We start from the raw sequence: 25,997 nt of genomic DNA on the forward strand, positions 1-25,997 counted from the left end.
ATCTATTCGGGAGGCATCCAGGGTTTATAATCCCCTGTGGCCTTGTCTCTTTGTCCGCCTTCAAGAATATGACCCGGCGGGCGATACGCTTGATTAGTGCCTGTCATGTTAGGCTGGTGCGGTTTTTGCCATGGACGGCGGAAACTTTCTGCACCCTCTTCGGGAATTTCATCGGTCTGGTAATGCAGCCAGCCATGCCATTCTGGAGGCACATTTGAAGCCTCAGGTACACCATTATACATGACCCAGCGGCGTTCACGCTTATAGCCAAGGCGCGGTTTGGCGCGGTAATATATATTGCCGAGTTGGTCGCTTCCGACTTTTTCTCCACCTGATGTCATGGTAAAGAAGTTGATATGCGCGGGCGATAAAACGCCTAGAAAGCTTAATAGTCCCATAATATGCCTATAATCCGCTTGTGTTTTTCTTTACAAAAGCTCGATAGAATTTAATATCACGAAAAAGTGAAAAGGACACCCCCCATATGATTTTACAAGAGAAGTTACAAACACTTGGCCTTGAACTGCCGCAAGCAGCGGCACCGGCGGCCAACTATGTCCCGTACGTGGTTGCGGATGACGATATGCTGTATATAGCCGGGCAGATTCCGTTTTTAAATGGTGAGCAGATGCATAAAGGGCGGTTGGGCGAAGATTTAAGCGTTGAGCAAGGCGTGGAAGCAGCTCAGGCTTGCGCGCTGAATATTCTGGCCCAGGCCAATGCGGCTGTAGATGGCGATTGGGGTAAGGTCAAACGCCTGGTCAAGCTGGGCGGGTTTGTGAATTGTACGCCTAATTTTTACGATCATCCGAAAGTTATTAACGGTGCATCTGACCTGATGGTTAAAGTGATGGGGGAAGCAGGCAAACATGCGCGTTTTGCTGTAGGCGCGCCATCTTTGCCGCTGGGCGTGTCGGTTGAGATTGATGCGATTTTCGAGTTGTTTAGGTTCTAGTCTTTTTTCGCAGTTTTAAACATTTCCAGCGCCTGATTTTGGCAAAGCTGGCTGTAGGTGGGCTGAGAAGCCTGTTTGTGGACCTTGATCTGGCCGGTATCTTCATGGGACAGGCCGTAATAGATCTGCTGAATGCCAACGCTGACGATCAGCGCTTCTCCGACTTTGGTCGGTTGGGATGAGCAATATAGAATACAGTCCGATAAATCATCACGCCCAGTTTTTTCAACTGCCTTGCGGATGGCCATTACCTCGGCATGGGCGGTCGGATCAACACGCGCGGAGCGGCCATTAGCACCGGTGCCTAAAATCTGGCCTTCTTTTGTCGCAACCAATGCCGCATACGGCCCGCCGCGCCCTCGGCGTGCGTTGTCTGCGGCAAGTTCAATTGTCTGGTCCATCAGCTCTTCAGCGCTGTAGCGCGTTGCGCGCCCTTCAACGGCTAATGGCGCGGGATTGAGCCCCTGACGCTTTAAGATGCGCTGGACCGTTTGAAGCAAACGATCCGGTTGCACGGGTTTTTGGATGACCTTGGCCACGCCCAAAGAGCTGGCCTCCGTTAAAAGATCCGCAGAATCATCACCTGTAATAATCACAACCGGAATTTTCAGCCCCTTGGATATCACATATTTCATGAATTCAAAACCGCCGGTAGGTGCCATATTGATGTCAACCAGCGCTATATCAACCAGATTGTCGTCAACCACTCTAATCGCGCTTTCGCCATCCACAGCGCCCAGAACATTATAGCCCTGCGCACGCAAAATACCGGTCATCATATCGCGGCTGACCTCGTTATCTTCGGCGATAAGAACATTTATAAAGCTGTCTTCACTCATGAGCGTATTAAAGCATATTTTGAACAAATGGGGGGGAGAAAAATATCCTTTGAGGTGATACAATGTTTGTCATGATTTATAAGACAAATAGAAAAAAAGAAGCGGGCAACGTGCTGTTTCTGATTTTGGTCGGGGTTATGCTGTTTGGCGCGCTGAGCTTTACAGTCGCACAGATGCTACGTACAGGTGATGCGGAGGGCGTAGGAGAGCGCAAAGCCAGCGTTTTGGCTGACGAGATTTTAGCAACTGCACATCAGTACCGGCAGGCCGTGCAAGCGCTGCGCATTTCAAATAGCTGTGAAGACGAAGACATCAGTTTTGAAAACTCTACGGTTGGTGGATATACGCATACACCGGTGGCAAGCGATAACTGTAAATTATTTCACACTGATGGTGGCGGACTGTCTTATATCGCCCCGTCAACAGAATATGGTGACGGCAGTGATTGGGTGTTTAATGGCTCTAATATTGTTGATAATATCGGCACAACCGCGCCGGATTTGATTGCTATTTTGCCGAATATCAATCTGGTCGTATGCAATGCCATTAATGATAAAATGGGCATCACTGCGCTGGGCAACGATGCAACGATCGATTTTTCGAAGTTTACCGATACATATTCTTCTACTCAAACTATTGATTTTGCAGCCGGTTTTGCAGCAGGCTGTTTGGACTACGTCAATAGCGGTGATAATTACTTTTTCTATCAGGTGCTCATCGCGCGGTAATGATGCGGTGATTATTCGGCAGGCTCTTCTGTCTCATCCTCGGTGTTTTCAGACGTTTTTGACTTTTCAGTTTTATAGGCAAAGGTCAGTTCGTCGCCTTTAAGATCAACCTTAACCTGACCGCCTTTTTCCAGCTTCCCAAACAGGATTTCTTCGGCCAGAGGCCGTTTGACCTGTTCCTGGATGACGCGGCTTAAGGGCCGCGCGCCCATCGCGGGGTCATAACCTTCTTTGGCCAGATATTTGCGTGCTTTATCAGTGAGAATAATTTCGATATTTTTATCGGCGAGCTGGCCTTCCAGCGCAGCAATGAATTTATCGACGACCTTCTCAACCGTATCATGAGAGAGGTTTTTGAACGGTACAATCGCATCAAGGCGGTTACGAAATTCCGGAGCGAAAGTTTTGATGATTGCTTCGTTATCGGCGTAATCATCGCCGGAATCACCAATTTCACGGCCAAAACCGATCGGCGTTCTGGCAATATCAGCGGCGCCCGCATTTGTGGTCATGATAAGGATAACATTGCGGAAATCAATGGTTTTGCCGTTATTGTCGGTCAGCTTGCCATAATCCATGACCTGCAGCAAAATGTTGAACAGGTCGGGGTGGGCCTTTTCAATTTCATCCAAAAGAAGAACGCAGTGCGGGTGCTGGTCGATTTTATCGGTGAGCAGGCCGCCTTGTTCAAAGCCGACATAGCCCGGCGGTGTGCCGATGAGGCGGGAAACGGCGTGGCGCTCCATATATTCGGACATGTCAAAGCGGATCAATTCTATGCCCATGGTTTTGGAAAGCTGGCGCGCAACCTCGGTTTTCCCCACGCCGGTTGGGCCGGAAAACAGATATGAGCCGATGGGTTTTTCATCTTCGCGCAGGCCCGCGCGCGCCATTTTGATGGAATCGACCAGAATGTCGATGGCTTTGTCCTGATCATAGACCATGGTTTTAAGGTCGCGCTCGAGATTTTGCAGAGATTCGCGGTCGCTTTGTGTCATGGCGGCTGCCGGGATGCGGGCGATGGCTGCAACAACGCCTTCTATATCGGCCTGTTTGATCAGCTTTTTGCGCTTGTCCTCAGGAACAAGCATCTGCGCCGCGCCGACCTCGTCGATAATATCAATGGCTTTATCGGGCAATTTGCGATCGCCCATATATTTGTCGGAAAGCTTTACCGCCGCTTCAATCGCTTCATCCGTATATTCCACGCCGTGGTGCTTTTCGTAATAGGGTTTCAAGCCCATCAGAATCGCAATCGCATCTTCGACGGAGGGTTCATAAACGTCGATTTTCTGAAAGCGGCGCACGAGCGCGCGGTCTTTTTCGAAATGGTTGCGGTATTCCTTATAGGTGGTCGAGCCGATGCATTTGAGGCTGCCGTTGGACAGGGCGGGTTTAAGGAGGTTGGAAGCATCCATCGCCCCGCCGGAGGTCGCGCCGGCGCCGATAATGGTGTGGATTTCATCAATAAACAGGACCGCACCGTCGATTTGCTCAAGTTCTTTGATAACCATTTTCAGGCGTTCTTCAAAGTCGCCGCGGTAGCGGGTGCCAGCGAGCAACGCGCCCATATCAAGAGAGAAAATCGTGGCATCGTGCAGAACTTCAGGTACGTCTTTTTCAATGATCTTTTTGGCGAGGCCTTCGGCGATGGCGGTTTTGCCAACGCCCGGATCGCCAACATAAAGCGGATTGTTTTTAGAACGCCGGCACAGAACCTGGATCGTGCGCTCCACTTCTTTATCGCGGCCAATCAAAGGATCAATTTTGCCGTCCTTCGCCTTTTCATTGAGGTTCACGCAATAGGCATCGAGGGCTTCATCCCCGGTTTTGACCTCCTTGATGCTGTCTTCGTCGGTGCCGCGCGGTGTACGGGATGTATCGCCCTGCGTCGGGACTTTGGCAATGCCGTGGGAGATGTAGTTGACCGCATCAAAGCGCGTCATATCGCGCTCTTGCAGGAAGAAAACGGCGTAACTTTCGCGCTCGGAAAACAGGGCGACGAGCACGTTGGCGCCGGTGACTTCTTCGCGGCCAGAGGACTGGACATGAATAGCGGCGCGCTGGAGAACGCGCTGGAAGGCCGTGGTGGGTTTGGATTCTTCAGCGTCCATATTGATGAGATAGGTCAGCTCGTTTTCGATATAGGCGGTGAGCTGATCGCGCAGATCGGGGATCGAAATGCCGCAGGAGCGCAGCACGGCCATCGCGTCCTGATCGTCCGTCAGCGCGTGAAGGAGGTGTTCCAGCGTGGCGTATTCATGATGGTACTGCCCGGCGATGGCGAGGGCTTTATGGAGGGTTTGTTCGAGATTTTTTGAGAGCATTTATTTCGCTTTTTCTAATTTTCTTTTGCCAGTTTATGCCATTTTTTAGCTTCTTTGGCATTTTTTTCTATGCCTATGCCTTGCTCGTAATACTGTGCAAGTGCTTTTTGAGCATCAGACTTCCCATTTTCGGCAGAAATTTTCATATGCTTAAATGCCTTTGCCAAATCCTTTTCAATACCATAACCGCCAGCTTCATACATTAGAGCGATCATGTAATGTAATTCCTTTGCTTCGGGATCAAGCGTCATATAGGCTGTGAAATGTTCGATCGCTTTTTTATAATTTTTTGGAACATCACTTTTAGTGAAATATGGGTCTGTGACTGGTTTTCCTTCCATTTTGGTTTCACCACTCAGTTGGTACAAGAAACCCAGCATCAAATGAGCAACTTTGTGATTATGGCTTGCAGCACTTTCATACCATTTTATGCCTTCTTTAGTATTTTTCTCGGCTCCTCCTGTCCCATGCAAAAAATTTTCCGCTAAATTTCCTTCAAGAGGACCTAACGCATTGTCTATCTTATAATAACATTCAGCCTCTTCAGCCAGCTTGAGCCGCCATCTGAAAGCTTCCTGAATATTTTTTTCTGTTCCGATTCCTTGTGTGTAATACCAGTCTAATAAGTGGTAAGCTCTATAATCTTCTTTCTCAGCGGCTTGTAATACCCATTTGAAAATTTCTTTATCGTCAATCTGCATTTTGTGATTGTTTAAATCATCTGTCAGCAATTCACCATAAGCACGCCGAAAGGCAATCCACATTCTATGAAAGTTATCACCCGCACGCGCGGCATCCAGATTTATTTCCTCGTTAAGAAAATTAAGGATCCCTTGTGCTTTTTCATCACCATCTTGCGCTCTTTTTTCGATATCTGTTCTTGAGGATAAAAAACTATCATGCGCCATAGCCATGGCACTAAAAACTTCTATCGTTCCTTCATAGTTTATGTCTTTATCGAGACATTCTGCTTTTGCAGGAGCAGTAATAAAAAGAAGAGCAAATGGAACGAGAATAATTTTTATATGTAAGAATCTCATTCCTTCTCCATCGTGCATTGGAGGGGTTGTTCGTTGGCGCGGGCGAAATCCATCACTTGCGCGACTTTGGTTTCGGCGATTTCGTAGGTGAAGACGCCGCAGATGCCGACGCCGCGGCGGTGAACATGGAGCATGATTTCGGTGGCTTCGGCGCGGTTTTTGGCGAAGAATTTCTCAACGACATGGACGACGAATTCCATCGGCGTGAAATCATCGTTCAAAAGCAAGACTTTGTACATGGCGGGTTTTTTAGTCTTGGGCCGGGTTTTGAGCATCAGGCCGGTTTCATCGGATTCTTGCGTATCATCGCCGGAATCGCTGTAGGCCGGATCTTCGTCACTCATGTGTGGAAATATCTCTTTATCGCCAATCATCATATTTTTAGCCAGAACTCACTTCATATCGTTTATGGATACGCTATTATTTTATCATAAAAGGCCCGCTTGAGAATAGATATGTGTGTTTTTGGGTAAATTAAAAGCCCCGCAAGAATCTGCAGGGCTTTTTAAAAGCTTTTAAAGCGCTTAAGCCGCCATTTGTTTATTGGCTTTAGCCATCGCTTTTGTCATTTGTGCATTCAAAGGCTCGGACGCTTCGTTCAAAACCTTGACGCTCATCTCTGAAATTTGTGTTGCGCCAGACATGAACTGATCGAAGTTGGCCTGGGCAATTTTATTTTGCGCTTCAGCATATTCGTTGAGCGTTTTTGAGCTCATCAATTGTCTGGCAAACTCCGCTTGTTTTTCTGCAACGTTTTGAGACATTGAAGCTGCAGTTTTGATAATTTCTTCAAAACCTTTCGCAAAAATCGTTCCCGATTTTACAAAAGCTTCCATGCCCTCACGGCTTTGATTAGCGGCGTCTTGCGCCATTTTGTCAAATTGGAAAGGTTGTTTTGTCATGATCTTCTCCATTTCTTTAAAAGGGTCCAATGCGCCCGTAATAGCAGGCGGGGACATCGGCATTTTAGGAAGGCTTGTTACAACTTTTGTAGCCACTTTTTTTACAGCAGGCTTAGCAGCAGATTTTGCTGCAGTTTTCTTTACGCTGGCTTTGGCTGTTTTCTTCACAGTTGTTTTTTTTGCCACAGTTTTTTTCGCCGATCTTTTCGACACGGTCTTTTCCGCAGGTGATTTCTTCACAGCCATAACAATTTATCCTTCTTTGTTTTATGCAAGCGCAGTATGACAGCAAATACAAAATTTGCAAGTCTGATTGTGCATCACAACACGAAAATTTTTTAGCATATATTTTTTATATCCGTCAACATTTTTTATTGCAGCGCACAAAAATAGATTATCGGCGCTGGTAAAGAAGTTTCCCACATGTTGCATTAGACAAGGAACACAAAAAACTGTATCATCAGCACTGGACGTTTTACTCTTTTCAGGTTTAGGCATAGGGCTTGAAAACCTCTTCATTTGAACGCAGGCACGACGTGACATTTAACAGAGCATATACAGGCTGTAATCATTTTGACGGTTTTTCGGCATCGGTTAGGCGCGCCGCTTTTTTATTTACGCTTGTCATACTTTTCCTGGGGATTGCAAGTGTGCATACAAGCGCATTTGCCAAGGGCAATCCAAAATATGCTTCGATCGTGATGGACGCAGATACGGGGCTGATTTTGCATCAGCGCTACGCGAATAAATCTTTGCATCCGGCATCACTGACAAAAGTCATGACGTTGCTGTTGACCTTCGAAGCGTTAGAACAAGGACGTATCAGTTTAAACGACCGGGTACGGATTTCAAACCACGCCGCAAATATGGTGCCCAGTAAGTTGGGGCTGTCTCCCGGTTCGAGCATCCGGGTTAAAGACGCAATTTACGCGCTGGTAACAAAATCGGCCAACGATGTGGCGGTGGCTTTGGCCGAGCATCTGGCAGGTTCAGAGCGCAATTTTGCCCAGCGCATGACGTTAAAGGCGCATGACATCGGCATGACACGCACGACTTTTGTAAACGCTTCGGGTCTACATGATGAGCGCCAGGTCAGTACAGCGCGTGACATGGCGAAAATGGCACGCTACGTCATTCAGGTTTATCCGGAGTATTACCGCTATTTTTCCCGTAAAAACTTCACCTATAACGGTAAGACTTATCGCAATCATAACCGCCTGATGGATTCTTACAGCGGCATGGATGGCATGAAAACAGGTTATGTTGCAGCTTCCGGCTTTAACTTAATTGCTTCGGCAGTACGTGGCGATCGGCGAATTATCGGCGTGGTGTTTGGCGGGCGGAGTTCAAAAACCCGTAATGCGCATATGAAAGAGCTGCTTGATCAGGGCTTTGGCAAAATCGAAAATATCCGCGTGGCAAAGGCGCAGGTTCCCCTGCCATCTCACAAACCGGCTATCGCACAAGCTTACGCTGCCTTGAGCAGTCCAACTTTACAGCAAGGTTTTGAGAGATTAATAGGCGAAGGTGATATTGACCCTGCCAATTCCCGGCGCATTGAAACCGGCCTGATGGCGATTGCGGCCCACACCGGAGAGATTGCTGCGGCGCAAGAAGCTATGCCGGGCATTCGTTTGGCCTCTGCATCCCCGGCTTCCGGAACGGCGCGCAGCACTTATCAAGCGCCAAGCGTTACAGCGGCGGCGCGGCCGATACTGACCAATCACAACGCGCCATGGTCTGTGCAAATTGGAGCCTTTACCAGCCGTGCTGCCACCGATAAAGAGATTCAAAAAATCCTGAAGACGCTGCCGCATCCTTATTCAAATGCCCAGCCGTCCATCGCACCTTTACGTACAGCCGAAGGATGGTTGTTTCGCGCACGTTTGAGCGGCTACACAAAAGATGAAGCTTTGGCTGCGTGTAATTATATCCGCGATTGTCTGCCTGTCGCTCCACAAAACTAGCGTTGATCATGATCGTTAAAAACCCTTTTCTTCTTAAACAGCGTTACAGTGAAACCGGAAACGTGCTGTTCATTATTCTGCTGGCAATTGTTTTGATCGGCGCGCTTACAGCGGCCATTCAATCAAGCAACCGTTCGGAAGGCTCTAATATTGATGCCGAAACGCTTGTGATTCGTGCCAGTGAGGTGCAGCGTTACGCCTCAGAGCTTGAGCGCGCAGTAACCTTCATCATGCAAAACGGCGCAAGTGAGTCCGATTTGCGCTTTGCGCATCCCGATGCCCACTCGGATTATGGAGACCTCAGCGCTGACGCCGATCCGTCGGATCAGGTCTTTCATGTCTCTGGGGGTGGAGCCAGTTATCGTGCAGCGCCCGGCGGTATTAACGATGGCAGCGCATGGGAATTTTACGCCGGCACCCATATTCCGGGTATGGGTACGGCAAGCCGCGCGGAACTGATTGCCGTGCTTCCGAACGTTACACAGGCTTTTTGTAACAAGATTAATGAAATCAACGATCAACCACTTTCTTTACCTAATCCGCCGGGACCACCGGAGGATACGGGAGCAAGTGCGGCGTCGGGCAGCGATCCGGGGGCGTGTTTGAATATTGGTGCGCTGGGGAGATTTAATGATACAAGGCAGTTCTATACAACCATTAACACCGTGGATGAAACGACCTTTACACAAGATCCCAATACAGGCGCTGCCGTGCCAGCGCCGCAAGCCTGCGTAAAATGCGCAATCGGGCCTACTTATCACTTTTACCATGTGCTGTTAGCACGCTAATCGCTATTCGTTATCCATACGGACGATTTTAGGCTGAGGCTTTGAAAGCTCAGCGGTTTCACGATTGAGCGGCAGGATATAATCATAGGAGGCAACCACCCTTCCGGCTTTAATATCAACGATGCGCAAACTTACATCCATTTCAATGCGGCGGCGTAAATATGTTCCGGATAGAACAAAGTCTGGTTTTTCTTCGCGCGTGATTGAGGGTTTGAGATAGTTTATGTCCGGCCCTGTAGCCACTCCAGACAAATCCATACGATAACCGAGTTGAGACAGGCGAATGCCGATTTGCTCAGGAATCATTTTACTGATGGTTGAGCTCATACTCGGTTGGTTCGTATCGCTTAAGGGTTTTGCAATCAGTAAATCGCCCCGGCCAATAAAAGTGCGGGCCTGTTGTATCAGATAATCCGCAGCTGCATAATTCTGCTCTTTAAAGTTTGTCTGCTCTTGCGGGAAAATACCATAAGCCGCTGTGTTCAACGCTTCTGGTGAGCATCCAGACGCCAGCATAAGCACCGCTAACGCACATAAGCAGTCTTTTTTTGATAAAAGGGGTTGCTTAGTCATTGTACGATGGATCTGTCGATGTTGCTTGTGCTTCATGGTGACTACATTGCTTCGGTGCGAGTTCACGAGGGCGCTCATGCAATGGGGCGTAACCTGCAGGTTTAAAGCCATAAAGTGGGGCCTCTTGCATGCTGGAAACTTTTTTGCTGATGATGCCGTCTTGCGTTTTTGCCAAAATAAACTTCAACGTTTTTGAAGGCGGAAGGAAATCACCATCTTTATTCGGGTGAGCAGCCTCATCATTATAGCCGGTTAGTGATTCGGCCGGACCTTCCTCATCAGGATCATAAGCAGAGTAGAATAACTCTGCGCCTTCTTCCTGGTTGGCGGCAAGGATTACGCCAGCCACCCGCAGTTCCTCACGTAGCGCAAAATCATAGGCCGAGGCAAACGGGCCAGGTTTTATATCTGTGGTCAAGAAGACGGGCGCATCCAACATGTCGTGTGCCTGTGCGCGGAGAATTAAGTCATTGGCAACCATGCGCCATTGTCTTTGTACGGCCGCATTTTGTGCGACAGAGTATTCATAGCCAATAGTATCTGCTTCCGGACCTGGTGGAGCCTTATAGGCTTTCTGGTGATGGGCATAACCGGAGGGCATGTAGGTCGGGTCCCAAACCGGCTTACAGCCGGTAAGAGCCAATACAAGCATAGAAGAAACAACAACAGTGCGCATAAGTAAAAATCCTGATTCAAAAATAGATCATAAAGTGAGTGTGAAGCTTATTCACTGCCGATTAGTCTAGCAATTCTGTGAAGGCGGGTACAGAGCTTTTGCCGAAGTCTATAAATTATAGTAATTTAAATTAACAATTGAACGTCACAAGTTTATCGAGCGTTGTGTTTTTGTCGGCATGTTTCCAGTTGGATTTTATAGCCCCAAAGGATTGTTCGATAGGGTTGAGGTCCGGGGAATATTTGGGCAGGCACAAGAGTTTGTGCCCTTTTTCTTCCAGGATGGCTTTGCCCTTTGCTTTCGGATGAAAGGGCGTGTTATCCATCACGATGACGCTTGGTTTTGTCAGGGTTCCCAGTAATGGCTCCTTGATTCACTACAGGACGGTTGTCCCTTTGCATGAGCCTTCGAACAGGATCGGGGCGAGCCACTGTTTGCTTTTGCGGTGCCGGGTCTTCGCAAGAGCCAGATGCAGGTCCTTACGAGAGAGCCAATTGTATAATGTCTGAGGGGAAATCTTGAAAAGACGGGCAGCCTCGCGCTTGCTCATCCCTTCTTCTATGTGCGCTAAAACCTTGCGACGAGATGTGATCGGATAATGCATCCCAAAACATAACTCGTCCAATCAATATTTTAAACTACTATATATCAGTATTTTAGCTACTTCAGCCAGTAAAATTACTTATGCCTATGCAGTTTACTAACCTGACCACAAGATATAGTATTCGTATGGATGACACGTTATCCTGCGGACATTATGGATTTTATGGATATGTTTCCGGACGAAGCGGCGTGTCTGGAGTATTTGAGCCTTATCCGCTGGCCTGACGGTTATATCTGTCAGCGGTGCGGGGGTCGGGATGCGTGGAAGATGAGCGGCGGTTTATACCGCTGCCGGGATTGCCGTTATGCGGGGTCTGTCACAGCAGGCACGCTGTTTGAGGGGACGCACAAACCTCTTCGTTTATGGTTTTTGGCGATCTGGTACGTGGTCAATCAAAAGAACGGCGTGAGCGCGTTGGGTTTGCATAAAGCTTTGGGGCTTGGGAGCTATCATACGGCCTGGGAATGGCTTCACAAACTGCGCAAGGCCATGGTTCGCCCCGGTCGCGATCGGCTTCATGGCATCGTGGAGATGGACGAAACGCTCATCGGCGGCATTCACGAAGGCCGCCTGGGCCGCAGCGATCCACGCAAAGCACAGGTTCTGGTTGCGGCGGAAGAGGTAGACGGATGCATCGGGCGTATCCGGCTGGCCTGTATCCCAGATGCTTCCGGGCAAACGCTCTTAGCAAACACGCTTGAAATGGTCGAACCCGGCGCAGCGATCCGCACGTACGGCTGGCGCGACTACAACGTCCTGCCGGACCATGGCTACATCCATGAGCCTTGTGCCCATAAAAACGCCAACGAGCAAGACGCAACCCCGGCGGCCCATCTCGTCGCCTCGCTTCTGAAACGATGGCTCCTCGGCACGCATCAAAGCGCCGTATCGCACGAGCACTTGCCTTATTATCTTGATGAGTTTACCTTCCGTTTCAACCGCAGAACATCTTGCTCGCGCGGCAAACTCTTTTATAGATTGATTGAACAGGCATTGCAGGTCGGGCCGGTCCCGGCAAAAGCCCTAAACACTACATCTGGTAGGTAGGACACTCATCTGCATAGGCATGAATTACTATAATCTGCTGATTGAGTTATTTGAATCTCTTTCGGGTTTAATTCCTCGTCGCTTGCGGCGTAATCGTCATCGCGAGCGAAGCGAAGCGATCCAGTGCCACAAGGATAAATTCTGGATTGCTTCACCGTCTTTGGCGGTTTGCAATGACGTGATACCTCGCCCCTTGGGGCGGAGGTGTTCATTGCGTTTGAACTCAAAAAATCCCGCGCCCTCTTGCCCCGATCTCCGATGATAACCGTGAGAAAAAACGCGCCTAGGCCTCAAGGCGCGATTCAGGGTTATCAGGCTCATCCGGAGTATCAAAATCACTCCAGACGTCAGGACCAGCTACGGCTCCCACAAAGGCTCCTAATGCCGCAAGGTTAAGGCTTCGACGTATTGTAAAGCTTGTATGCACTTTTCGGGCCTGATCGCGCGTCATACCTTTATTGACGGCAGTTTGAACCTGTTCATCGCTTTTATAGATACCCACGGGTAAACCCGTGGTGTTCTGTCCTACGGACCGCATAAATATTCCATCCCGCACTTGCGCCGCCCGCGCCAAGTCCACAAACACCCGCACCTGCAATCCGTAAAAACGCCCGTCTTGATAACGCCATCGCAATACTCCTACATTTGAAAAACATTATGCCTAAGTTAAATAAGAATGCTTGTTAACCGCAACGTTGTAAGCTTGACCGCACGAGCAAAACCGATTACCTCAGTTCTATGACCAAGATGTACGACATCATCATCATCCCCGACCCGGTGCTCAAACAAACTGCTCAGGCCGTCAACTGTGTCAATCTGGATATCCAAAAGCAAATGGATGCAATGCTCGCCACCATGTACGCCGCGCCAGGCATTGGTCTAGCGGCCAATCAGGTCAATCTTCTTAACCGCGTACTGGTCATGGATCTGGCCCGCACCGACGAAGGCGAAGAAAAAACGCCTATCTGCATGGCCAACCCTGAAATCATCTGGGAATCTGAGGAAATGAGCACGATGGAGGAAGGCTGCCTTTCAATTCCGCGGCAATATGCGGAAGTGCAGCGCCCCGCCCATGTCCGTGTTAAATATCTGGATTACAATGGCAAAGAAGCCGAGTTGGAAGCTTCCGGTCTGCTCTCCCATTGTGTCCAGCATGAAATTGACCACCTCAACGGTGTGCTTTTTATTGATTATCTCTCTACGCTCAAGCGTAACATGATCGTACGCAAGGTCGAAAAACTCAAAAAACAGACTATTCTTTAGCGTGCGATGCCCCTTTATAATGCAGCATGAACAGGAAATACCGACCAGTCGGTCTTTTTTGCGGTTGGTGATATAAAAAGGCAACATGGGCTGTTTTTGCAAAATCCGTATTTATAATCGCCGCTTCTGTGCTAAAAGCGTCACATGATAAATGAAACCAAACCCTTACGCGTAGGCTTTATGGGCACCCCGGACTTTGCGGCCAGCGCACTTAAGACCATCGATGCCAGCGCGCATGATGTGGTGTGCGTCTATACCCAGCCGCCCCGCCCCAAAGGGCGTGGGCATAGACTGCAGCCCTCTCCAGTGCATCAATATGCCGATGAGCGCGGCATTCCCGTATTTCATCCTAAATCTCTGAAATCTGCTGACGTACAGGCCGAGTTCACAGCGCATAATTTAGACGTGGCCATTGTCGCAGCCTATGGCCTTATTCTGCCTAAAGCTATTTTGAATGCGCCGAAATATGGCTGCATCAATATCCATGCGTCGCTTTTACCGCGCTGGCGGGGGGCCTCTCCGATTCAGCGCGCAATCTGGGCGGGTGATAAACAAAGCGGCGTTACCCTGATTCAGATGAATGAAGGGCTTGATACCGGCCCGGAAATCATGAAAACCGCTCTGGATTTAGACCTGCGCGAAACCACCACCAGCCTGCATGATCGCCTCGCCGCGCTGGGCGCTGATATGGTTATTGAAACGCTTGATAAATTGGCTATAAAAGGCCATTTAACTGCAAAAGAACAGGAAAATTCAGGTGTTGAATATGCGCATTTGCTCAAAAAAGACGATGGCCGGGTTGATTGGCCTCAAAGCGCGACTCAAATTGATCGCCAAATCCGCGCCCTCAATCCCTGGCCCGGTGTCTGGACCAAGACCGCAGATGGTCAACGCCTCAAAATCCTCACCGCACAACCTGCAGACGCCTCCCCCCTCGATACAACGCAGGCAGAAAAAAACCGACCGGTCGGTATGTTAATCGATAAAACCGGCCATGTCCAATGCGGGCAGGGCACAATCTTGTGTCTCCAGCGCGTTCAGCCCGCTGGGAAACAGGCCATGGATCTTCCTGCCGCCCTCAATGGTGGTTACCTCAAAATTGGCGAGGTCCTCGCATGAGCACGACCTCTTACGGCCTCATTGCTCTGGTGATGTTTACTATCGGCAATATTCTGGTCGTGCTGACCAATGCGATTCCCGGTTTGCAAATGGCGGCGATGTCACTTTTCCTTGGCGCGTTGGGCATGACCCTTTACCAAGCCGTGAAGGGACAACCCATCCGCACCTATTGGCGTCAGCCGCCAAGACACTATGCCTTTTTGGTCAGCGGCGTTGGTGTTTACACCGCGCTGATTTATGTGGCCTTCCGCCATGCGCCGCCTTTTGAAGTCAATGCCATTAACTATCTCTGGCCGATCCTTCTGGTTGCTTTTGCCACCCTGTTTCATACTGGCAGGCTCAACGCACCTAAAATTGTTGGCATTGTCATGGGCTTTATCGGCACATTTCTTATTTTTGTCCCTGCACACGCAAACGGGTTTATGGGCGGTCTACAAGCAGGACATTTTTTAGCCCTGATTGCGGCTATCCTGTGGGCGGCCTATTCTGCTTCGGCTAAAAACAAAACCTATCCTGCCGGATTAATGGCCCCAGCCATGTTTATCTCGGCTTTTTTGTGTGCAGGCCTGCATTTGATGTTTGAAAAAACAGTAATGCCGGTGGGGATAGAGTGGGTGTATGTGCTTTTGCTAGGTTTTTTTCGCCTATCCTATTTGTTCTGGGATGAATCCATGCGTGGCGGTAATGTTGTTTTTTTAGCGTCTTTGGCATATTTTGTACCGCTAGCCTCAACTCTGCTTTTTATTGCATTCGGCTATACGGCAGCCAACATTTGGATTGCGCTGGGTGCGAGCTTCATCGTATCAGGTTGCATCATTGTCAATTTACGAGACCTTATGAGGCTGATCAAACGATGACTCAGCGCTACCGCCTTACGATCGAATATAACGGCGCAGATTACGCCGGTTGGCAACGCCAGGAAAAGGCCGGCCCACAAACGATTCAGGGCGAAATTGAAAAAGCCATCAAGGCTTTTTCCGGCCAAGATGTGACCGTTCAATCGTCCGGGCGTACGGATGCAGGTGTTCATGCGTACGGGCAAATCGCTCATGTCGATCTGGAGGACCTCACCCGGCCCATGCAACCTTTTGAAATTGCCAAGGCAATCAACGCCCATCTGTACCCCCAGCCGATCTGTATTTTATCTGCAGAGCAGGTATCCGATGATTTCCACGCACGCTTTAGCGCTAAAAACAAACGCTATATTTATCGTATCTTAAACCGTCAGGCTTTTCCGGCCATCGAGCGCGGTTTTGTCTGGCATATCCGGCGTCCACTTGATGTCCCCGCAATGCAAGAAGCGGCGCAAGTACTGCTCGGCCATCACGATTTTACCACCTTTCGCGATTCCGAATGTCAGGCCAAAACCGCGATGCGTACCCTTGATCGCCTTGAGGTGAGCGCACGCGAATACGATACTGGCGGAGGCATCGAAATCCGTATTGCGGCTGAGGCTAAATCCTTTCTCCACCATATGGTGCGTAACCTTGCTGGCACGCTCAGTCTCGTCGGTGAGGGAAAATGGAGCGCTGCAGATGTGGCTGCGGCATTAGAAGCCAAAGATCGCTGCGCAGGCGGGCCAACTGCTCCGGCGTCCGGGTTATTCCTTGAAAGGGTTGATTATGAGTAAGCTGGTAAAATCCAAACGCGTTGTCACTTTCGTTCCGGCGGATCACACCAATGAATTTGCCAAGTCTATGGCTGCATATATCCCGCATCTGTTTGGCTGCTACGATTCCGTATGCTGGTGGGGCACACCAAAAACGGAAAAAGGCATGGAGCAATACCGTCCGCTGGATAGGGAGATCGAACAAACCCCATCCGTTCGCATGGAATTTTCCATCCCTGATGACCCTGCCGCTCTTGAAAATTTCACCGCCGCCCTCAAAAAGCATCACCCCTGGCAAGAACCTGTAATTCTGATATTCGATAGCCAGATTATTGACGGCTGAATAGATTATGTAAAAAATAATTGGACTTTTGAGTCTGCCTGTTTTATACATCAGCGCAAGGAGACACATACCATGCGTTTAATTTTTTGCCCCCTGATGATAATGTTTGCTATAAGCTTTGCTGCACCTGCCACATTTGCTCAGGATCTCAAAACCACACGCGCATGGGAACAGCTCGAAAAAATCGAGAAATCACGCCCATTGCGCAACTCCAGATATATTTCCTCAAAAGCGGTTATCTCTGATCGGGTTCTGGATAGAACCAACCGTGTAATCGGTGAAGTCCGTGATGTTGTGTTGGACCGCAACGGCGCGATCTTCTCTCTCAATATCGATTTTAACCGCTTGCGGTTAGGAACAGGCCCGATACTGGTTGATTATAATGATATGGGCCTGCGCCCGGCCAGCAACGGTTATAAAACGAGCTACACCGACGACGAAATCCGCGTACGCCTACCACAAATTTTGGCTGGTCTTGAAAGCGCATCCGGACAGGAAACAGATACGTACAGTATCAAAAATTTGGTCGGTCGTACATTCTACAGCGCCGATGGTCGTAAACTTGGCACCATTAAAGACGTCTTATTTGATCGTAACGGTTATCGCGCTGAATTGCTGTATGTTATGTTTTCACATAAAACTGCTCGCGGTAAATCGCTAGCTATACCGTTTCGTGAGGCGTACTACGAAGCAGGTAAGCTCACCCTTAAAAATGACTACGCAAAGACCATATTGGCTTTTGCTCAGGAAAAATAACGCTCCAACACACGGCCATAAATTTTCACCAGATCCTTAAGATCTGATACCTTCGCATTTTCATCAATCTGGTGAATGCTTTCATTAATGCCGCCGCACTCAATCACAGGACAATAATTGACAATAAACCGCGCATCTGACGTACCGCCGCCGGTCGTACATTCCGGTTTAAATCCGGTAACATCTTCAACCGCCCCAATCAATATATCCGACCACGCACCAGGCTGCGTAATAAAGCTTTCAGCATTGCCTTCAAATTCAATTTTATAATCAAACCCCGTAGAATCTAGTAATTCCGTGATTTTGGTTTTTAAACTAGCGCTCGACCAGTGATCATTGAAGCGAATATTAAATGTTGCCCATCCATGCTCAGGAATGACATTGGTCGCTTTATTTCCGACATCAATAGTCGTAATTTCCAAATTGGTCGGTGGAAAAAACTCCGAACCTTCATCAAAAGTATGGCGGGCTAATATATTAAGCAGCGTTACCAGCCGTGGCATCGGATTATTTGCTAGATGTTGGTAGGCTACATGACCCTGCTTTCCCTTGACGGTGAGATGGCCATTCAGGGACCCTCTGCGCCCCACCTTGATCTCTTGTCCTAAATGTTCGGGATTGGTGGGTTCGCCGACCAAGCAGACATCCGGCACATGTCCATTTTTCTCCATCCACTCCAGCACCTTTACCGTACCGTCTACGGCCAAATCTTCTTCATCCCCGGTGATCAGCATGCTGATCGAACCTTTAAGATCGTTATTCTTAAGGTATTCCCTCGCCGCCACAGCAAACGCCGCAACCGAGCCTTTCATATCGCTGGCCCCACGCCCATAAAGTACGCCGTCTTTCACTTCCGGGTTAAACGGACCGAATGTCCATTGGCCTTCCGGCCCCGGCGGCACAACATCCGTATGCCCGCCAAAGCACAGATGAGGGCCTTCAGAGCCAATGCGCGCAAACAGATTGGGCACTTCATACCCTTCCTCGGCAAAAGGCAAATGATGGCATTCAAACCCCAGCTCTTCCAGAAAATTAGCCAGAAGTACTTGTGCCCCTGCATCCTCTGGCGTCACTGAGGGACAAGCAATCAATTTTTGTGTGAGTTTAACAACGTCCATAAATACTTCCTGTCTGGATTATTGTTTAGAAATGAATCCAATCAATCCCGCAGCAGATCGTTAATACTGGTTTTAGAACGCGTTTGCGCATCTACCCGCTTAACAATCACCGCGCATGCCAGATTTGGCCCCGGCGTTCCGTCGGGTAAAGGCTTGCCCGGCATCGTCCCCGGCACCACCACAGAATAAGCCGGGACACGGCCTCGGAAAACTTCACCGGTTTCGCGGTCAATAATCTTTGTGGATGCGCTGATAAACACGCCCATGGAAAGCACAGAGCCTTCTTCAACAATCACGCCTTCAACCACCTCGGAACGCGCGCCGATAAAGCAATTATCCTCAATAATCGTCGGTGCGGCCTGCAAGGGCTCCAAAACGCCGCCAATGCCAACGCCGCCGGACAGATGTACATTCTTGCCGATCTGCGCGCAAGAACCGACTGTCACCCATGTATCAACCATCGTGCCTTCATCAACAAACACCCCAACATTCACAAAACTGGGCATCAACACTGCGCCCTTGGCGATATGGGCACTGTAACGCACCACGCAGTTTGGGACCGCACGAAAACCTGCTTTTTCAAATTCCGCCTTATCCCAGCCATCAAACTTGCTGGCCACCTTGTCATACCAACCCGAACCATCAGGTCCGCCGGAAATTTTTTGCATGGGGTTAAGACGGAATGACAACAAGACGGCTTTTTTCAGCCATTGATTGACCTGCCAGCCCTCACTTGTTTTTTCTGCCACGCGCAGCGCACCCGTATCCAGCAGCGCCAACGCTTGCTTCATGGCCTCGCGCATTTCTCCACTTGTGTCTGGGCTGAGCGTATCACGCGCATCCCATGCGCTTTCAATCGCGGTTTCAAGATCGGTATGTTGTGCTGCAGCCTGGCCCATATGTCTGTATCCTTGCATAAGTAACGAATATGGCCTGCACTTGACCACGAAGTGAATAAAAAATCAAGATGAAGGCGGATTTCGCCAAAAGGGCATGCATATTTTCAGGTGAAAAGAAGCTTTTTCGCACGCTCCAGTTTTTTAATTTCCCCGCGCTTGAGATAGCGCTTAACAGGCTCCAGTAACTGAACAACCAACCGATAATTTTTTTCACGGTAAGCTTTAGCGGCATGCTGACACGTTGCATCGATACTGATCTTATGTTTTTCACGAATGCTTTGTTCCAACTGCTTATGGCGAATGGTCATCGCGCGGTTTAACAGCTTATCGCCAGGTTCTAGTAAAATTCGGCTGTGTTTTTCAAAGCTCTGTGCCATCTCACGAATTGTTTTTTTAATAAGACTGACATCACTAACGCCCCAATCGCCACGCAACGCCGTATCAGATTTCCGTGCCGCTGTCATAATTTCGCTGAGTTCAAATCTATCAATTGGGTTATAAAACGCATGGGCTTCTATAAGAAACTGGATACTGCTATAGGTGATTTCAAATGCCTGTTCACCCTTTTCATAGCGAGTTACGGCCATAAACGGCCCATTAAATTCTTGTTGGTTAAGGGGTTTGATCATCTTATAATTATTGCGATATTCCAGAAGACCGCAAAAAAACATGTAGCCGTAGCGCTGTTCTAAAAACCTGAAATGCCGCTCGCATTCGGAAAAAAAGCACTGCAATAGCTCTCCGTTGAGTCTTATATCTCCTGATACCCCTGTTTTACTCATACCGCTTACGTACACACCCCTAAAAATAATTCCTAAATTAACCTGCAATGCCTTATCATCAGGGCGAAAATTTGTTATTGAAAAAGTATGAAACCGCCCCATTTACAGTGCCAGATTAACTGGATACCTCAATTTACTAATATAAGGAAAGAACATTTCGGAAAAGTTAAAAATTCCAATATCTTACAAGCTCTTTCGTATAGGTCTGCCCTAGAGCCCACATCTTTGCAGATCTCAAAAGCGGCGCTGGTATTGATTGATGGGCACAAAGCGGGCTATCTGCAAACTGTTGAAACCCGCATAGCCAAGGGCTTCCTTCACTTTATAGTGCTTGATCGCGGACCATTATGGTTTGATGGTTTTGGTAGCGCAGAGCATTTCGACGCTTTTTGTACGGCTTTGCGCCGGGAATTTCCCCGCAGACCAGGCCGATTTATGCGTTTTATTCCCGAAATCGAAGACTCCAAAGAAATTCAAAACATTATGAAAGCGCACGACTTTCGTAAAAAAGCACCCGGTTACCAAACAGTTTGGCTGGATTTGAACAACGATGAAGAAACTTTGCGGACAAATTTAAAAAGCAATTGGCGCGGCCATCTTCGCCAAGCGGAGAAGAACGGTTTGAGTGTGGAATGGGACGTGGAAGGTTGTTACCTAGACTGGATACTCCGGGGTTATGCGCGGGATAAATCAACGAAGGGTTATCCCGGTCCATCCGTTCAATTTATGAAAAGGCTTGCTGAGATATGTATAAAGGAAAAGGAACTCTTGATAGGCCGAGCGTTGCTGGATGGAAAGCCCATTGCCGGGGTGTTGATTCTGTTTCATGGTCAAAGCGCGACCTATCAAATCGGTTTCACCAGCAAACTGGGCCGGGAAAAATCAGCGCATAATTTCTTATTGTGGCAAAGCTTGCTATACTTAAAAGAGAATGGTTTTTCAGCGTTCGATCTTGGAGGCGTAAACGATGATACCGCACAAGGCGTTAAAAAATTTAAGACTGGGCTTGGCGGCCGCTGCATTACTCTGGCTGGTCTCTACGGCTGATCCGGCTTCCGCTGGCGAAACGCTGCGCCAGCAATTGGTCTATGAAGTCTATGCCGGTGGTATTCACGCTGTGCAGGCGCACATGGATATCGATTTATCTAAAAAGAATAAATACAGTCTGGTTCTCGACGCCAAAACCCGTGGATTTCTAGGCTCGTTAATTCCATGGGAAGGCTCTTTCGAAAGTTACGGCTGGATACTCAAAGACGGCAAATATCAGCCCGAAAGACACCAATCAACGGCGACTTGGCGTAACGAAGCCGATATAAAAGAATATCTTTATAACAAAAATGGCTCCTTTAAATCCCTGCGCATCACCGATGAGCATAGCGCCGCCGAGTTGCGTGAAGTCGATGACGAAGTCACCAACGGCACTGTTGATATTTTGAGCGCAACATTGCAGGTTTTGGATGCCTATAATGAAATGGAGACATGCGCTGGAGAATCGGAAATATTCGATGGTAAACGCCGTTTTAAACAGATATTCAGGCATGAAGAGGCCGTAACCCTTACAGAATCAAAATATAATATTTATGGCGGTCCGGCAGCAAAGTGCACAGTCGAGGTCGTACCCGTAAACGGTGAATGGCACAAAAAGCCACGGGGCTGGATGTCGATTCAGGAACAGGGCCGCGCAAAAGGCACGATGCCGACCGTCTGGATCGCCCAGGTTGCTGAGAACGGCCCGGCCGTTCCGGTAAAAATTCGTGTCAAAACCGCTTATGGCACACTGTTTATGCACTTGGCTGAATATAAATCCGCCGATACCGTCCTCATCGCTGAAAAACGCATGCCCGAAGACGAATAACCCGCAATATTTACTTGTATTTGCGGTGTGTTTGGCGACAATAGCCTCTATGAGCACAAAACCACTCGCGATTGTTATTCTTGCGGCGGGCTTCGGCACACGCATGAAATCCTCTCAAGCCAAAGTCATGCATACATTGGCAGGCAAGCCGATGATAAATTGGCTGCTGGAATCTTGTGAAAGCCTGAAGCCTGAGAAAGTTGTAGTCGTCATCGGCCCGGAGATGCCGGATCTTGAAAAGGCTGTCAAACCCCATATCTGTGTTGTGCAGAAAGTTCGCGATGGCACTGGCGGTGCTGTGCGCACGGCAATGCCTGCGCTCGAAGGCTTCGACGGCGATGTCCTGATTTTGCTTGGCGACACGCCACTTATTACTCCCGCAACACTCTCCGCCCTGCGCGTTGCCAAAAACGATCACGCGCTGGCAATTCTGGGTTGCATCATGGATAATCCTCACGGCTATGGTCGCCTGATTCTAGGGCAGGAAGGTATGCTCGAAAACATCGTCGAGGAAAAAGACGCCGATCCTGAACAAAAAGCAATCCGGCTCGTCAATACCGGCGCTTTTTGCGTTGATGGAGCGCAGCTTAGCGGATGGCTTGATCAGCTCGATTCCAATAACGCCCAAAACGAATTTTATATCACGCAGCTTCCAGCCATTATTCGTGAGCAAGGCGGTGTAACTGCCGCCGCCGTCATCGAAAATCCCGCCGAAGTAAAAGGGTGCAACACCCGCACTGATCTCGCGGCGCTGGAAAAAACGCTGCAAACGCGATTGCGTGAAGACCTGATGAATGAAGGCGTATATATGCAAGCGCCCGATACAGTGTATCTCTGGCATGACACCAAAATTGCTCCGGATTGTATTATTGAACCCAATGTTTATTTCGGTCCCGGCGTGACGCTGGAATCCGGCGTTCATATAAAAGCGTTCAGCTATCTCGAAGGTGCGCATGTGAAAGCGGGCGCATCTGTTGGACCATTCGCACGCCTGCGACCTGATACAAAAATTGGCAAGAATGCGCGCATCGGCAATTTTGTCGAAATTAAAAAATCAACTATCGGTCCAGGCAGCAAAATCGGCCATCTCGCCTATGTCGGAGACACGGATATGGGAGAAGAAGTCAACTTCTCTGCCGGCGCGATTACCGTGAATTACGATGGCTTCCAAAAACACCGGACCGTGATTGGCAAAAACGTTATGGTCGGCTCGAACGTCAATCTGGTTGCACCTGTGCGCATTGATGACGGTGCCTTCGTTGCCGCCGGTTCGACCATCACCGAAGATGTGCCCGCCAATGCGCTATCCATCGCCCGCGATCCGGCCGAAATCCGGCAGGGCTGGGCTGCCAAATACCGTAAGATCAAGGAAGCAGCACAAAAAAAAGCAAAAAAACAGCGTAAAAAAGCTTCCTGATTTTATTGTGGGCAGTAGTCCGAACGGCCGATAAATTTTTTAAATAATTCTATGGAAGCCTGTACTCTGAAGTGGTTATGCGCTTTTTCTTTTTGACAATATTTTTGTCGGTTATTCCTTTCTCCGTTCACGCGACCTGCGAGGGCTATAACAACGCCATGAATGCACTGGAAGCGGCGATTGCTGAAAGTTACCGCCCCAAGATGCAACCGCCGCTAAAATACCGCGATCCCGATAATGCGCCACCCGTGGCGTCTATCAATGCAGTGATTGATGATCTGGAAATTGCAACCCAAAAGCTGGGTGCGCCCAAAGCACCTGTGCCAGCCCAATCCTATCCCCGCCGCCCAAAACCTCATCTGTAACATCCCGCAACATCATGTGACTTGCGGTTTTAAGAAGAATGATTAAATTCTTGATATACTCGTTTTGCTTTGTGGTTGTACAAAGCGCTAATAATGATGTGCAAACACAAATGAAAATAATTAGATATGTGCGGAATAATTGGAATTTTAAGTGAAGACAGTGCAGCACCCCTTTTGATTGAGGGTTTACGCCGCCTCGAATATCGCGGCTATGATAGCGCCGGAATCGCCACGCTGCATGACGGCGTGCTTGATAGACGCCGTTCCGAGGGCAAACTTAAAAACCTCGAAATCAAACTCAAAAGCAGACCGCTTAAAGGTACGCTCGGCATTGGCCATACGCGCTGGGCGACCCATGGCGGCCCGACCGAGGATAATGCCCACCCGCACGCGACCGATAAAGTCGCAGTCGTCCATAACGGCATCATTGAAAATTATGCGCAGTTAAAAGAAGAACTGGCCAACCACCAAATCCGCTTTGAAACCGATACCGATACCGAAGTTATTGTCCATCTTGTTGATCATTATCTGACCCAAGGTAAAAGCCCACAAGAGGCGGCCAGCACCGCGTTTGATCGCCTTGACGGGGCTTATGCCATCGTGATGATTTTTGCCGGTCAGGATAATCTTATGATCGGTTGCCGTCAGGGCACACCGCTGGCTGTCGGCTATGGCGACGGCGAAATGTTTGTCGCCAGCGATTCTTATGCTCTTGCGCCATTAACCAAAAAAATCTGCTTTCTTGAAGATGGCGACCGCGTCACCGTCACCCGCGAAGGTGCGCAGATTTATACCAACGATGACACGCCCGTTACCCGCGAAATCCGTATCACTGCCCAAAGCGGTGCGACGACCGGAAAAGGCAATTTCCGCCACTTCATGCTCAAGGAAATTTATGAACAACCCAGCGTTATTGGCGATACGCTGAATTCTTTCGTCAATCCGGCAACGGGTGAAATATCAATTCCTCCTGAGGTGCTCGCTGCTCTTGCTGACGCCCCGCGCATTACCATGGTCGCCTGCGGCACGGCCTATTATGCTTGCATGGTTGCCAAATACTGGTTTGAACAGACCGTAGGCATTCCCTGCGATGTCGATATTGCCTCCGAATTCCGCTACCGCGAACCACCGCTGGCTTCTGATACACTTTGCATCGTCGTTTCCCAGTCAGGAGAAACGCTGGACACTTTAGAAGGCATGCGCTACGCAAAATCTGAAGGATGCAAAGTGCTTTCCATCGTCAACACCATCGAAAGCACAATCGAGCGGGAATCCGACTTCGTCATGCACACGCTGGCCGGACCGGAAATCGGCGTTGCCTCAACCAAAGCCTTCACTACCCAGCTCACAACACTGGCCTGCATCGCACTTTCACTGGCAGTAAAAAAGGGCGCGTTGAAACATGAAAAAGCCGCCGTGCTCGCCGATGAGCTGCGTCATATCCCGCAGCAAATCACCCAGCTGTTACGCGAGGAAGAAAACACCGAAATCATACAATCCATTGCCCGTGATATCTTCGAAAACACTGACATGCTTTATCTAGGTCGGAATTTGCTGTATCCACTGGCCATGGAAGGCGCGTTGAAACTGAAAGAAGTTTCCTACATCCACGCCGAAGGCTACGCAGCCGGAGAATTGAAGCATGGCCCCATCGCTCTGATCGACGACCATATGCCGATCGTTGTGCTGGCTCCGGCGGGTGATGCCTTGTTCGAAAAAACCGCCAGTAACTTACAGGAAAATGTCGCGCGCGGCGCCAAAGTATTATTGATCTCCGATGAATCAGGGCACGCCAAACTCAAAGAGCTCATCCACTGGGGCATTAAACTACAACCCCTCGATCCGTTCGTCGCGCCCATTCTCTATGCCGTACCGATCCAGCTTCTCGCTTACCACGTTGCCGTTACAAAAGGCACCGATGTTGACCAACCGCGCAATCTGGCCAAATCCGTCACGGTGGAGTAGTGACCAATGGGGAGTGTCGCCTTACGTCCTTAAGCGCTCCTAACTTATCACAAACAGGTA

Annotated in this window: 30 protein-coding genes; 16 read left to right on the plus strand and 14 right to left on the minus strand. The window is 49.1% G+C overall.

All coding sequences use genetic code 11. The features are described 5' to 3' along the window. Positions 1-2: 2 nt before the first annotated feature. Positions 3-398: an NADH:ubiquinone oxidoreductase subunit NDUFA12 gene (locus H6859_08035; protein ID USO05097.1), complete on the minus strand. Its 396-nt coding sequence runs from the start codon at positions 396-398 to the stop codon at positions 3-5. Positions 399-484: 86 nt separating this feature from the next. Between H6859_08035 and H6859_08040 the strand changes: the two genes are divergently transcribed. Then, positions 485-955 carry a RidA family protein gene (locus H6859_08040; GenBank protein ID USO05098.1) on the plus strand — a complete coding sequence of 157 codons (471 nt, stop codon included), beginning with the start codon at positions 485-487 and terminating at the stop codon, positions 953-955. Here the strand turns inward: H6859_08040 and H6859_08045 are convergent. Next, the gene (locus tag H6859_08045) at positions 952-1,794 is read right to left on the minus strand and encodes a response regulator (GenBank protein USO05099.1); all 843 of its coding nucleotides are present in this window, start codon (positions 1,792-1,794) and stop codon (positions 952-954) included. The genes H6859_08040 and H6859_08045 overlap by 4 nt on opposite strands. Positions 1,795-1,865: 71 nt before the next feature. Here H6859_08045 and H6859_08050 point away from each other — a divergent pair, with 71 nt between their 5' ends. After that, positions 1,866-2,522, plus strand: a complete 657-nt coding sequence (locus H6859_08050) for a hypothetical protein (GenBank protein USO05100.1) — start codon at positions 1,866-1,868, stop codon at positions 2,520-2,522. Between the two features lie 11 nt (positions 2,523-2,533). Here H6859_08050 and clpA read toward each other — a convergent pair whose 3' ends face one another. From clpA to H6859_08070, 4 genes are all read right to left on the minus strand, one after another. After that, positions 2,534-4,849, minus strand: a complete 2,316-nt coding sequence (gene clpA, locus H6859_08055; GenBank protein USO05101.1) for an ATP-dependent Clp protease ATP-binding subunit ClpA — start codon at positions 4,847-4,849, stop codon at positions 2,534-2,536. Between the two features lie 14 nt (positions 4,850-4,863). Further along, a complete protein-coding gene (locus H6859_08060; protein ID USO05102.1) occupies positions 4,864-5,889 on the minus strand; it encodes a sel1 repeat family protein in 1,026 nt (341 codons plus the stop codon). Next, positions 5,886-6,233: an ATP-dependent Clp protease adapter ClpS gene (gene clpS, locus H6859_08065; GenBank protein ID USO05103.1), complete on the minus strand. Its 348-nt coding sequence runs from the start codon at positions 6,231-6,233 to the stop codon at positions 5,886-5,888. The genes H6859_08060 and clpS overlap by 4 nt, the downstream gene beginning before the upstream one ends. A 180-nt stretch (positions 6,234-6,413) precedes the next feature. Further along, positions 6,414-7,037, minus strand: a complete 624-nt coding sequence (locus tag H6859_08070; protein ID USO05104.1) for a phasin family protein — start codon at positions 7,035-7,037, stop codon at positions 6,414-6,416. Positions 7,038-7,441: 404 nt separating this feature from the next. On the opposite strand from H6859_08070, the gene H6859_08075 reads away from it, so the two are divergent. Both H6859_08075 and H6859_08080 read left to right on the plus strand, forming a co-directional pair. Beyond that, entirely contained in the window at positions 7,442-8,758 is a 1,317-nt protein-coding gene (locus H6859_08075) for a D-alanyl-D-alanine carboxypeptidase (protein ID USO05105.1), read from the plus strand. Between the two features lie 8 nt (positions 8,759-8,766). Beyond that, entirely contained in the window at positions 8,767-9,546 is a 780-nt protein-coding gene (locus tag H6859_08080; GenBank protein ID USO05106.1) for a hypothetical protein, read from the plus strand. Positions 9,547-9,549: 3 nt separating this feature from the next. On the opposite strand, the gene H6859_08085 is transcribed toward H6859_08080, so the two are convergent. The 4 genes from H6859_08085 to H6859_08100 form a co-directional block, all read right to left on the minus strand. Then, positions 9,550-10,119, minus strand: a complete 570-nt coding sequence (locus H6859_08085) for a hypothetical protein (GenBank protein USO05107.1) — start codon at positions 10,117-10,119, stop codon at positions 9,550-9,552. Next, positions 10,112-10,795 (minus strand): hypothetical protein, encoded by a 684-nt coding sequence (locus H6859_08090; protein USO05108.1) that lies wholly within the window; start codon positions 10,793-10,795, stop codon positions 10,112-10,114. Before H6859_08090 ends, H6859_08085 begins: the two co-directional genes overlap by 8 nt. Before the next feature lie 130 nt (positions 10,796-10,925). Then, entirely contained in the window at positions 10,926-11,120 is a 195-nt protein-coding gene (locus H6859_08095; protein USO05109.1) for a transposase, read from the minus strand. A 51-nt stretch (positions 11,121-11,171) separates the two neighbouring features. Then, positions 11,172-11,399, minus strand: coding sequence for a helix-turn-helix domain-containing protein (locus H6859_08100; GenBank protein ID USO05110.1), 228 nt, complete (start codon positions 11,397-11,399; stop codon positions 11,172-11,174). A 129-nt stretch (positions 11,400-11,528) separates the two neighbouring features. On the opposite strand from H6859_08100, the gene H6859_08105 reads away from it, so the two are divergent. Further along, entirely contained in the window at positions 11,529-12,446 is a 918-nt protein-coding gene (locus tag H6859_08105; GenBank protein ID USO05111.1) for an IS1595 family transposase, read from the plus strand. Positions 12,447-12,729: 283 nt separating this feature from the next. Here H6859_08105 and H6859_08110 read toward each other — a convergent pair whose 3' ends face one another. Beyond that, a complete protein-coding gene (locus tag H6859_08110; GenBank protein USO05112.1) occupies positions 12,730-13,080 on the minus strand; it encodes a hypothetical protein in 351 nt (116 codons plus the stop codon). 104 nt (positions 13,081-13,184) lie between these two features. Between H6859_08110 and H6859_08115 the strand changes: the two genes are divergently transcribed. From H6859_08115 to H6859_08140, 6 genes are all read left to right on the plus strand, one after another. Then, positions 13,185-13,709 (plus strand): peptide deformylase, encoded by a 525-nt coding sequence (locus H6859_08115; protein USO05113.1) that lies wholly within the window; start codon positions 13,185-13,187, stop codon positions 13,707-13,709. A 147-nt stretch (positions 13,710-13,856) separates the two neighbouring features. Then, the gene (locus H6859_08120; GenBank protein USO06735.1) at positions 13,857-14,828 is read left to right on the plus strand and encodes a methionyl-tRNA formyltransferase; all 972 of its coding nucleotides are present in this window, start codon (positions 13,857-13,859) and stop codon (positions 14,826-14,828) included. Then, entirely contained in the window at positions 14,825-15,685 is an 861-nt protein-coding gene (locus H6859_08125; protein USO05114.1) for a DMT family transporter, read from the plus strand. Before H6859_08120 ends, H6859_08125 begins: the two co-directional genes overlap by 4 nt. Next, a complete protein-coding gene (truA, locus tag H6859_08130) occupies positions 15,682-16,458 on the plus strand; it encodes a tRNA pseudouridine(38-40) synthase TruA (protein USO05115.1) in 777 nt (258 codons plus the stop codon). Before H6859_08125 ends, truA begins: the two co-directional genes overlap by 4 nt. Then, a complete protein-coding gene (locus H6859_08135; GenBank protein ID USO05116.1) occupies positions 16,451-16,780 on the plus strand; it encodes a hypothetical protein in 330 nt (109 codons plus the stop codon). The genes truA and H6859_08135 overlap by 8 nt, the downstream gene beginning before the upstream one ends. A 72-nt stretch (positions 16,781-16,852) precedes the next feature. Beyond that, positions 16,853-17,536, plus strand: a complete 684-nt coding sequence (locus H6859_08140; protein USO05117.1) for a PRC-barrel domain-containing protein — start codon at positions 16,853-16,855, stop codon at positions 17,534-17,536. Here the strand turns inward: H6859_08140 and dapE are convergent. The 3 genes from dapE to H6859_08155 all read right to left on the minus strand — a co-directional run bounded on the left by dapE (position 17,524) and on the right by H6859_08155 (position 20,437). Then, positions 17,524-18,654 carry a succinyl-diaminopimelate desuccinylase gene (dapE, locus tag H6859_08145; protein ID USO05118.1) on the minus strand — a complete coding sequence of 377 codons (1,131 nt, stop codon included), beginning with the start codon at positions 18,652-18,654 and terminating at the stop codon, positions 17,524-17,526. The genes H6859_08140 and dapE overlap by 13 nt on opposite strands. A gap of 41 nt (positions 18,655-18,695) precedes the next feature. Beyond that, complete coding sequence (dapD, locus tag H6859_08150) at positions 18,696-19,553, minus strand: 2,3,4,5-tetrahydropyridine-2,6-dicarboxylate N-succinyltransferase (GenBank protein USO05119.1); 858 nt, start codon at positions 19,551-19,553, stop codon at positions 18,696-18,698. A gap of 104 nt (positions 19,554-19,657) precedes the next feature. Beyond that, a complete protein-coding gene (locus H6859_08155) occupies positions 19,658-20,437 on the minus strand; it encodes a hypothetical protein (GenBank protein USO05120.1) in 780 nt (259 codons plus the stop codon). Between the two features lie 123 nt (positions 20,438-20,560). Here H6859_08155 and H6859_08160 point away from each other — a divergent pair, with 123 nt between their 5' ends. From H6859_08160 to glmS, 5 genes are all read left to right on the plus strand, one after another. After that, on the plus strand, positions 20,561-21,382 hold the full coding sequence (locus H6859_08160; GenBank protein USO05121.1) for a GNAT family N-acetyltransferase: 822 nt from the start codon (positions 20,561-20,563) through the stop codon (positions 21,380-21,382). Continuing rightward, positions 21,303-22,190, plus strand: coding sequence for a DUF3108 domain-containing protein (locus H6859_08165; GenBank protein USO05122.1), 888 nt, complete (start codon positions 21,303-21,305; stop codon positions 22,188-22,190). The genes H6859_08160 and H6859_08165 overlap by 80 nt, the downstream gene beginning before the upstream one ends. A gap of 49 nt (positions 22,191-22,239) precedes the next feature. Continuing rightward, positions 22,240-23,607 carry a bifunctional UDP-N-acetylglucosamine diphosphorylase/glucosamine-1-phosphate N-acetyltransferase GlmU gene (gene glmU / locus H6859_08170; GenBank protein USO05123.1) on the plus strand — a complete coding sequence of 456 codons (1,368 nt, stop codon included), beginning with the start codon at positions 22,240-22,242 and terminating at the stop codon, positions 23,605-23,607. 158 nt (positions 23,608-23,765) lie between these two features. Continuing rightward, positions 23,766-23,972: a hypothetical protein gene (locus H6859_08175; protein ID USO05124.1), complete on the plus strand. Its 207-nt coding sequence runs from the start codon at positions 23,766-23,768 to the stop codon at positions 23,970-23,972. Positions 23,973-24,098: 126 nt separating this feature from the next. Next, complete coding sequence (gene glmS / locus H6859_08180; protein ID USO05125.1) at positions 24,099-25,937, plus strand: glutamine--fructose-6-phosphate transaminase (isomerizing); 1,839 nt, start codon at positions 24,099-24,101, stop codon at positions 25,935-25,937. The last annotated feature ends 60 nt before the right edge of the window (positions 25,938-25,997 follow it).

It is taken from the genome of Rhodospirillales bacterium (assembly GCA_023898785.1).
In the GTDB taxonomy this organism is placed as follows: Bacteria; Pseudomonadota; Alphaproteobacteria; order Micavibrionales; family Micavibrionaceae; genus TMED27.

Excerpts from the sequence above, each read along its gene's own strand:
- H6859_08135 (USO05116.1), top strand. The coding sequence starts at position 16,451 with ATGAGTAAGCTGGTAAAATCCAAACGCGTTGTCACTTTCGTTCCGGCG.
- H6859_08040 (USO05098.1), top strand. The coding sequence starts at position 485 with ATGATTTTACAAGAGAAGTTACAAACACTTGGCCTTGAACTGCCGCAA.
- H6859_08070 (USO05104.1), bottom strand. The coding sequence starts at position 7,037 with ATGGCTGTGAAGAAATCACCTGCGGAAAAGACCGTGTCGAAAAGATCG.
- glmU (USO05123.1), top strand. The coding sequence starts at position 22,240 with ATGAGCACAAAACCACTCGCGATTGTTATTCTTGCGGCGGGCTTCGGC.
- clpS (USO05103.1), bottom strand. The coding sequence starts at position 6,233 with ATGAGTGACGAAGATCCGGCCTACAGCGATTCCGGCGATGATACGCAA.
- H6859_08100 (USO05110.1), bottom strand. The coding sequence starts at position 11,399 with ATGCATTATCCGATCACATCTCGTCGCAAGGTTTTAGCGCACATAGAA.
- H6859_08175 (USO05124.1), top strand. The coding sequence starts at position 23,766 with ATGAATGCACTGGAAGCGGCGATTGCTGAAAGTTACCGCCCCAAGATG.
- H6859_08125 (USO05114.1), top strand. The coding sequence starts at position 14,825 with ATGAGCACGACCTCTTACGGCCTCATTGCTCTGGTGATGTTTACTATC.
- H6859_08115 (USO05113.1), top strand. The coding sequence starts at position 13,185 with ATGACCAAGATGTACGACATCATCATCATCCCCGACCCGGTGCTCAAA.
- H6859_08045 (USO05099.1), bottom strand. The coding sequence starts at position 1,794 with ATGAGTGAAGACAGCTTTATAAATGTTCTTATCGCCGAAGATAACGAG.
- H6859_08060 (USO05102.1), bottom strand. The coding sequence starts at position 5,889 with ATGAGATTCTTACATATAAAAATTATTCTCGTTCCATTTGCTCTTCTT.
- H6859_08095 (USO05109.1), bottom strand. The coding sequence starts at position 11,120 with ATGGATAACACGCCCTTTCATCCGAAAGCAAAGGGCAAAGCCATCCTG.
- H6859_08085 (USO05107.1), bottom strand. The coding sequence starts at position 10,119 with ATGACTAAGCAACCCCTTTTATCAAAAAAAGACTGCTTATGTGCGTTA.
- glmS (USO05125.1), top strand. The coding sequence starts at position 24,099 with ATGTGCGGAATAATTGGAATTTTAAGTGAAGACAGTGCAGCACCCCTT.
- H6859_08035 (USO05097.1), bottom strand. The coding sequence starts at position 398 with ATGGGACTATTAAGCTTTCTAGGCGTTTTATCGCCCGCGCATATCAAC.
- H6859_08140 (USO05117.1), top strand. The coding sequence starts at position 16,853 with ATGCGTTTAATTTTTTGCCCCCTGATGATAATGTTTGCTATAAGCTTT.
- truA (USO05115.1), top strand. The coding sequence starts at position 15,682 with ATGACTCAGCGCTACCGCCTTACGATCGAATATAACGGCGCAGATTAC.
- clpA (USO05101.1), bottom strand. The coding sequence starts at position 4,849 with ATGCTCTCAAAAAATCTCGAACAAACCCTCCATAAAGCCCTCGCCATC.
- dapD (USO05119.1), bottom strand. The coding sequence starts at position 19,553 with ATGGGCCAGGCTGCAGCACAACATACCGATCTTGAAACCGCGATTGAA.
- dapE (USO05118.1), bottom strand. The coding sequence starts at position 18,654 with ATGGACGTTGTTAAACTCACACAAAAATTGATTGCTTGTCCCTCAGTG.
- H6859_08090 (USO05108.1), bottom strand. The coding sequence starts at position 10,795 with ATGCGCACTGTTGTTGTTTCTTCTATGCTTGTATTGGCTCTTACCGGC.
- H6859_08165 (USO05122.1), top strand. The coding sequence starts at position 21,303 with ATGATACCGCACAAGGCGTTAAAAAATTTAAGACTGGGCTTGGCGGCC.
- H6859_08050 (USO05100.1), top strand. The coding sequence starts at position 1,866 with ATGATTTATAAGACAAATAGAAAAAAAGAAGCGGGCAACGTGCTGTTT.
- H6859_08080 (USO05106.1), top strand. The coding sequence starts at position 8,767 with ATGATCGTTAAAAACCCTTTTCTTCTTAAACAGCGTTACAGTGAAACC.
- H6859_08105 (USO05111.1), top strand. The coding sequence starts at position 11,529 with ATGACACGTTATCCTGCGGACATTATGGATTTTATGGATATGTTTCCG.
- H6859_08155 (USO05120.1), bottom strand. The coding sequence starts at position 20,437 with ATGGGGCGGTTTCATACTTTTTCAATAACAAATTTTCGCCCTGATGAT.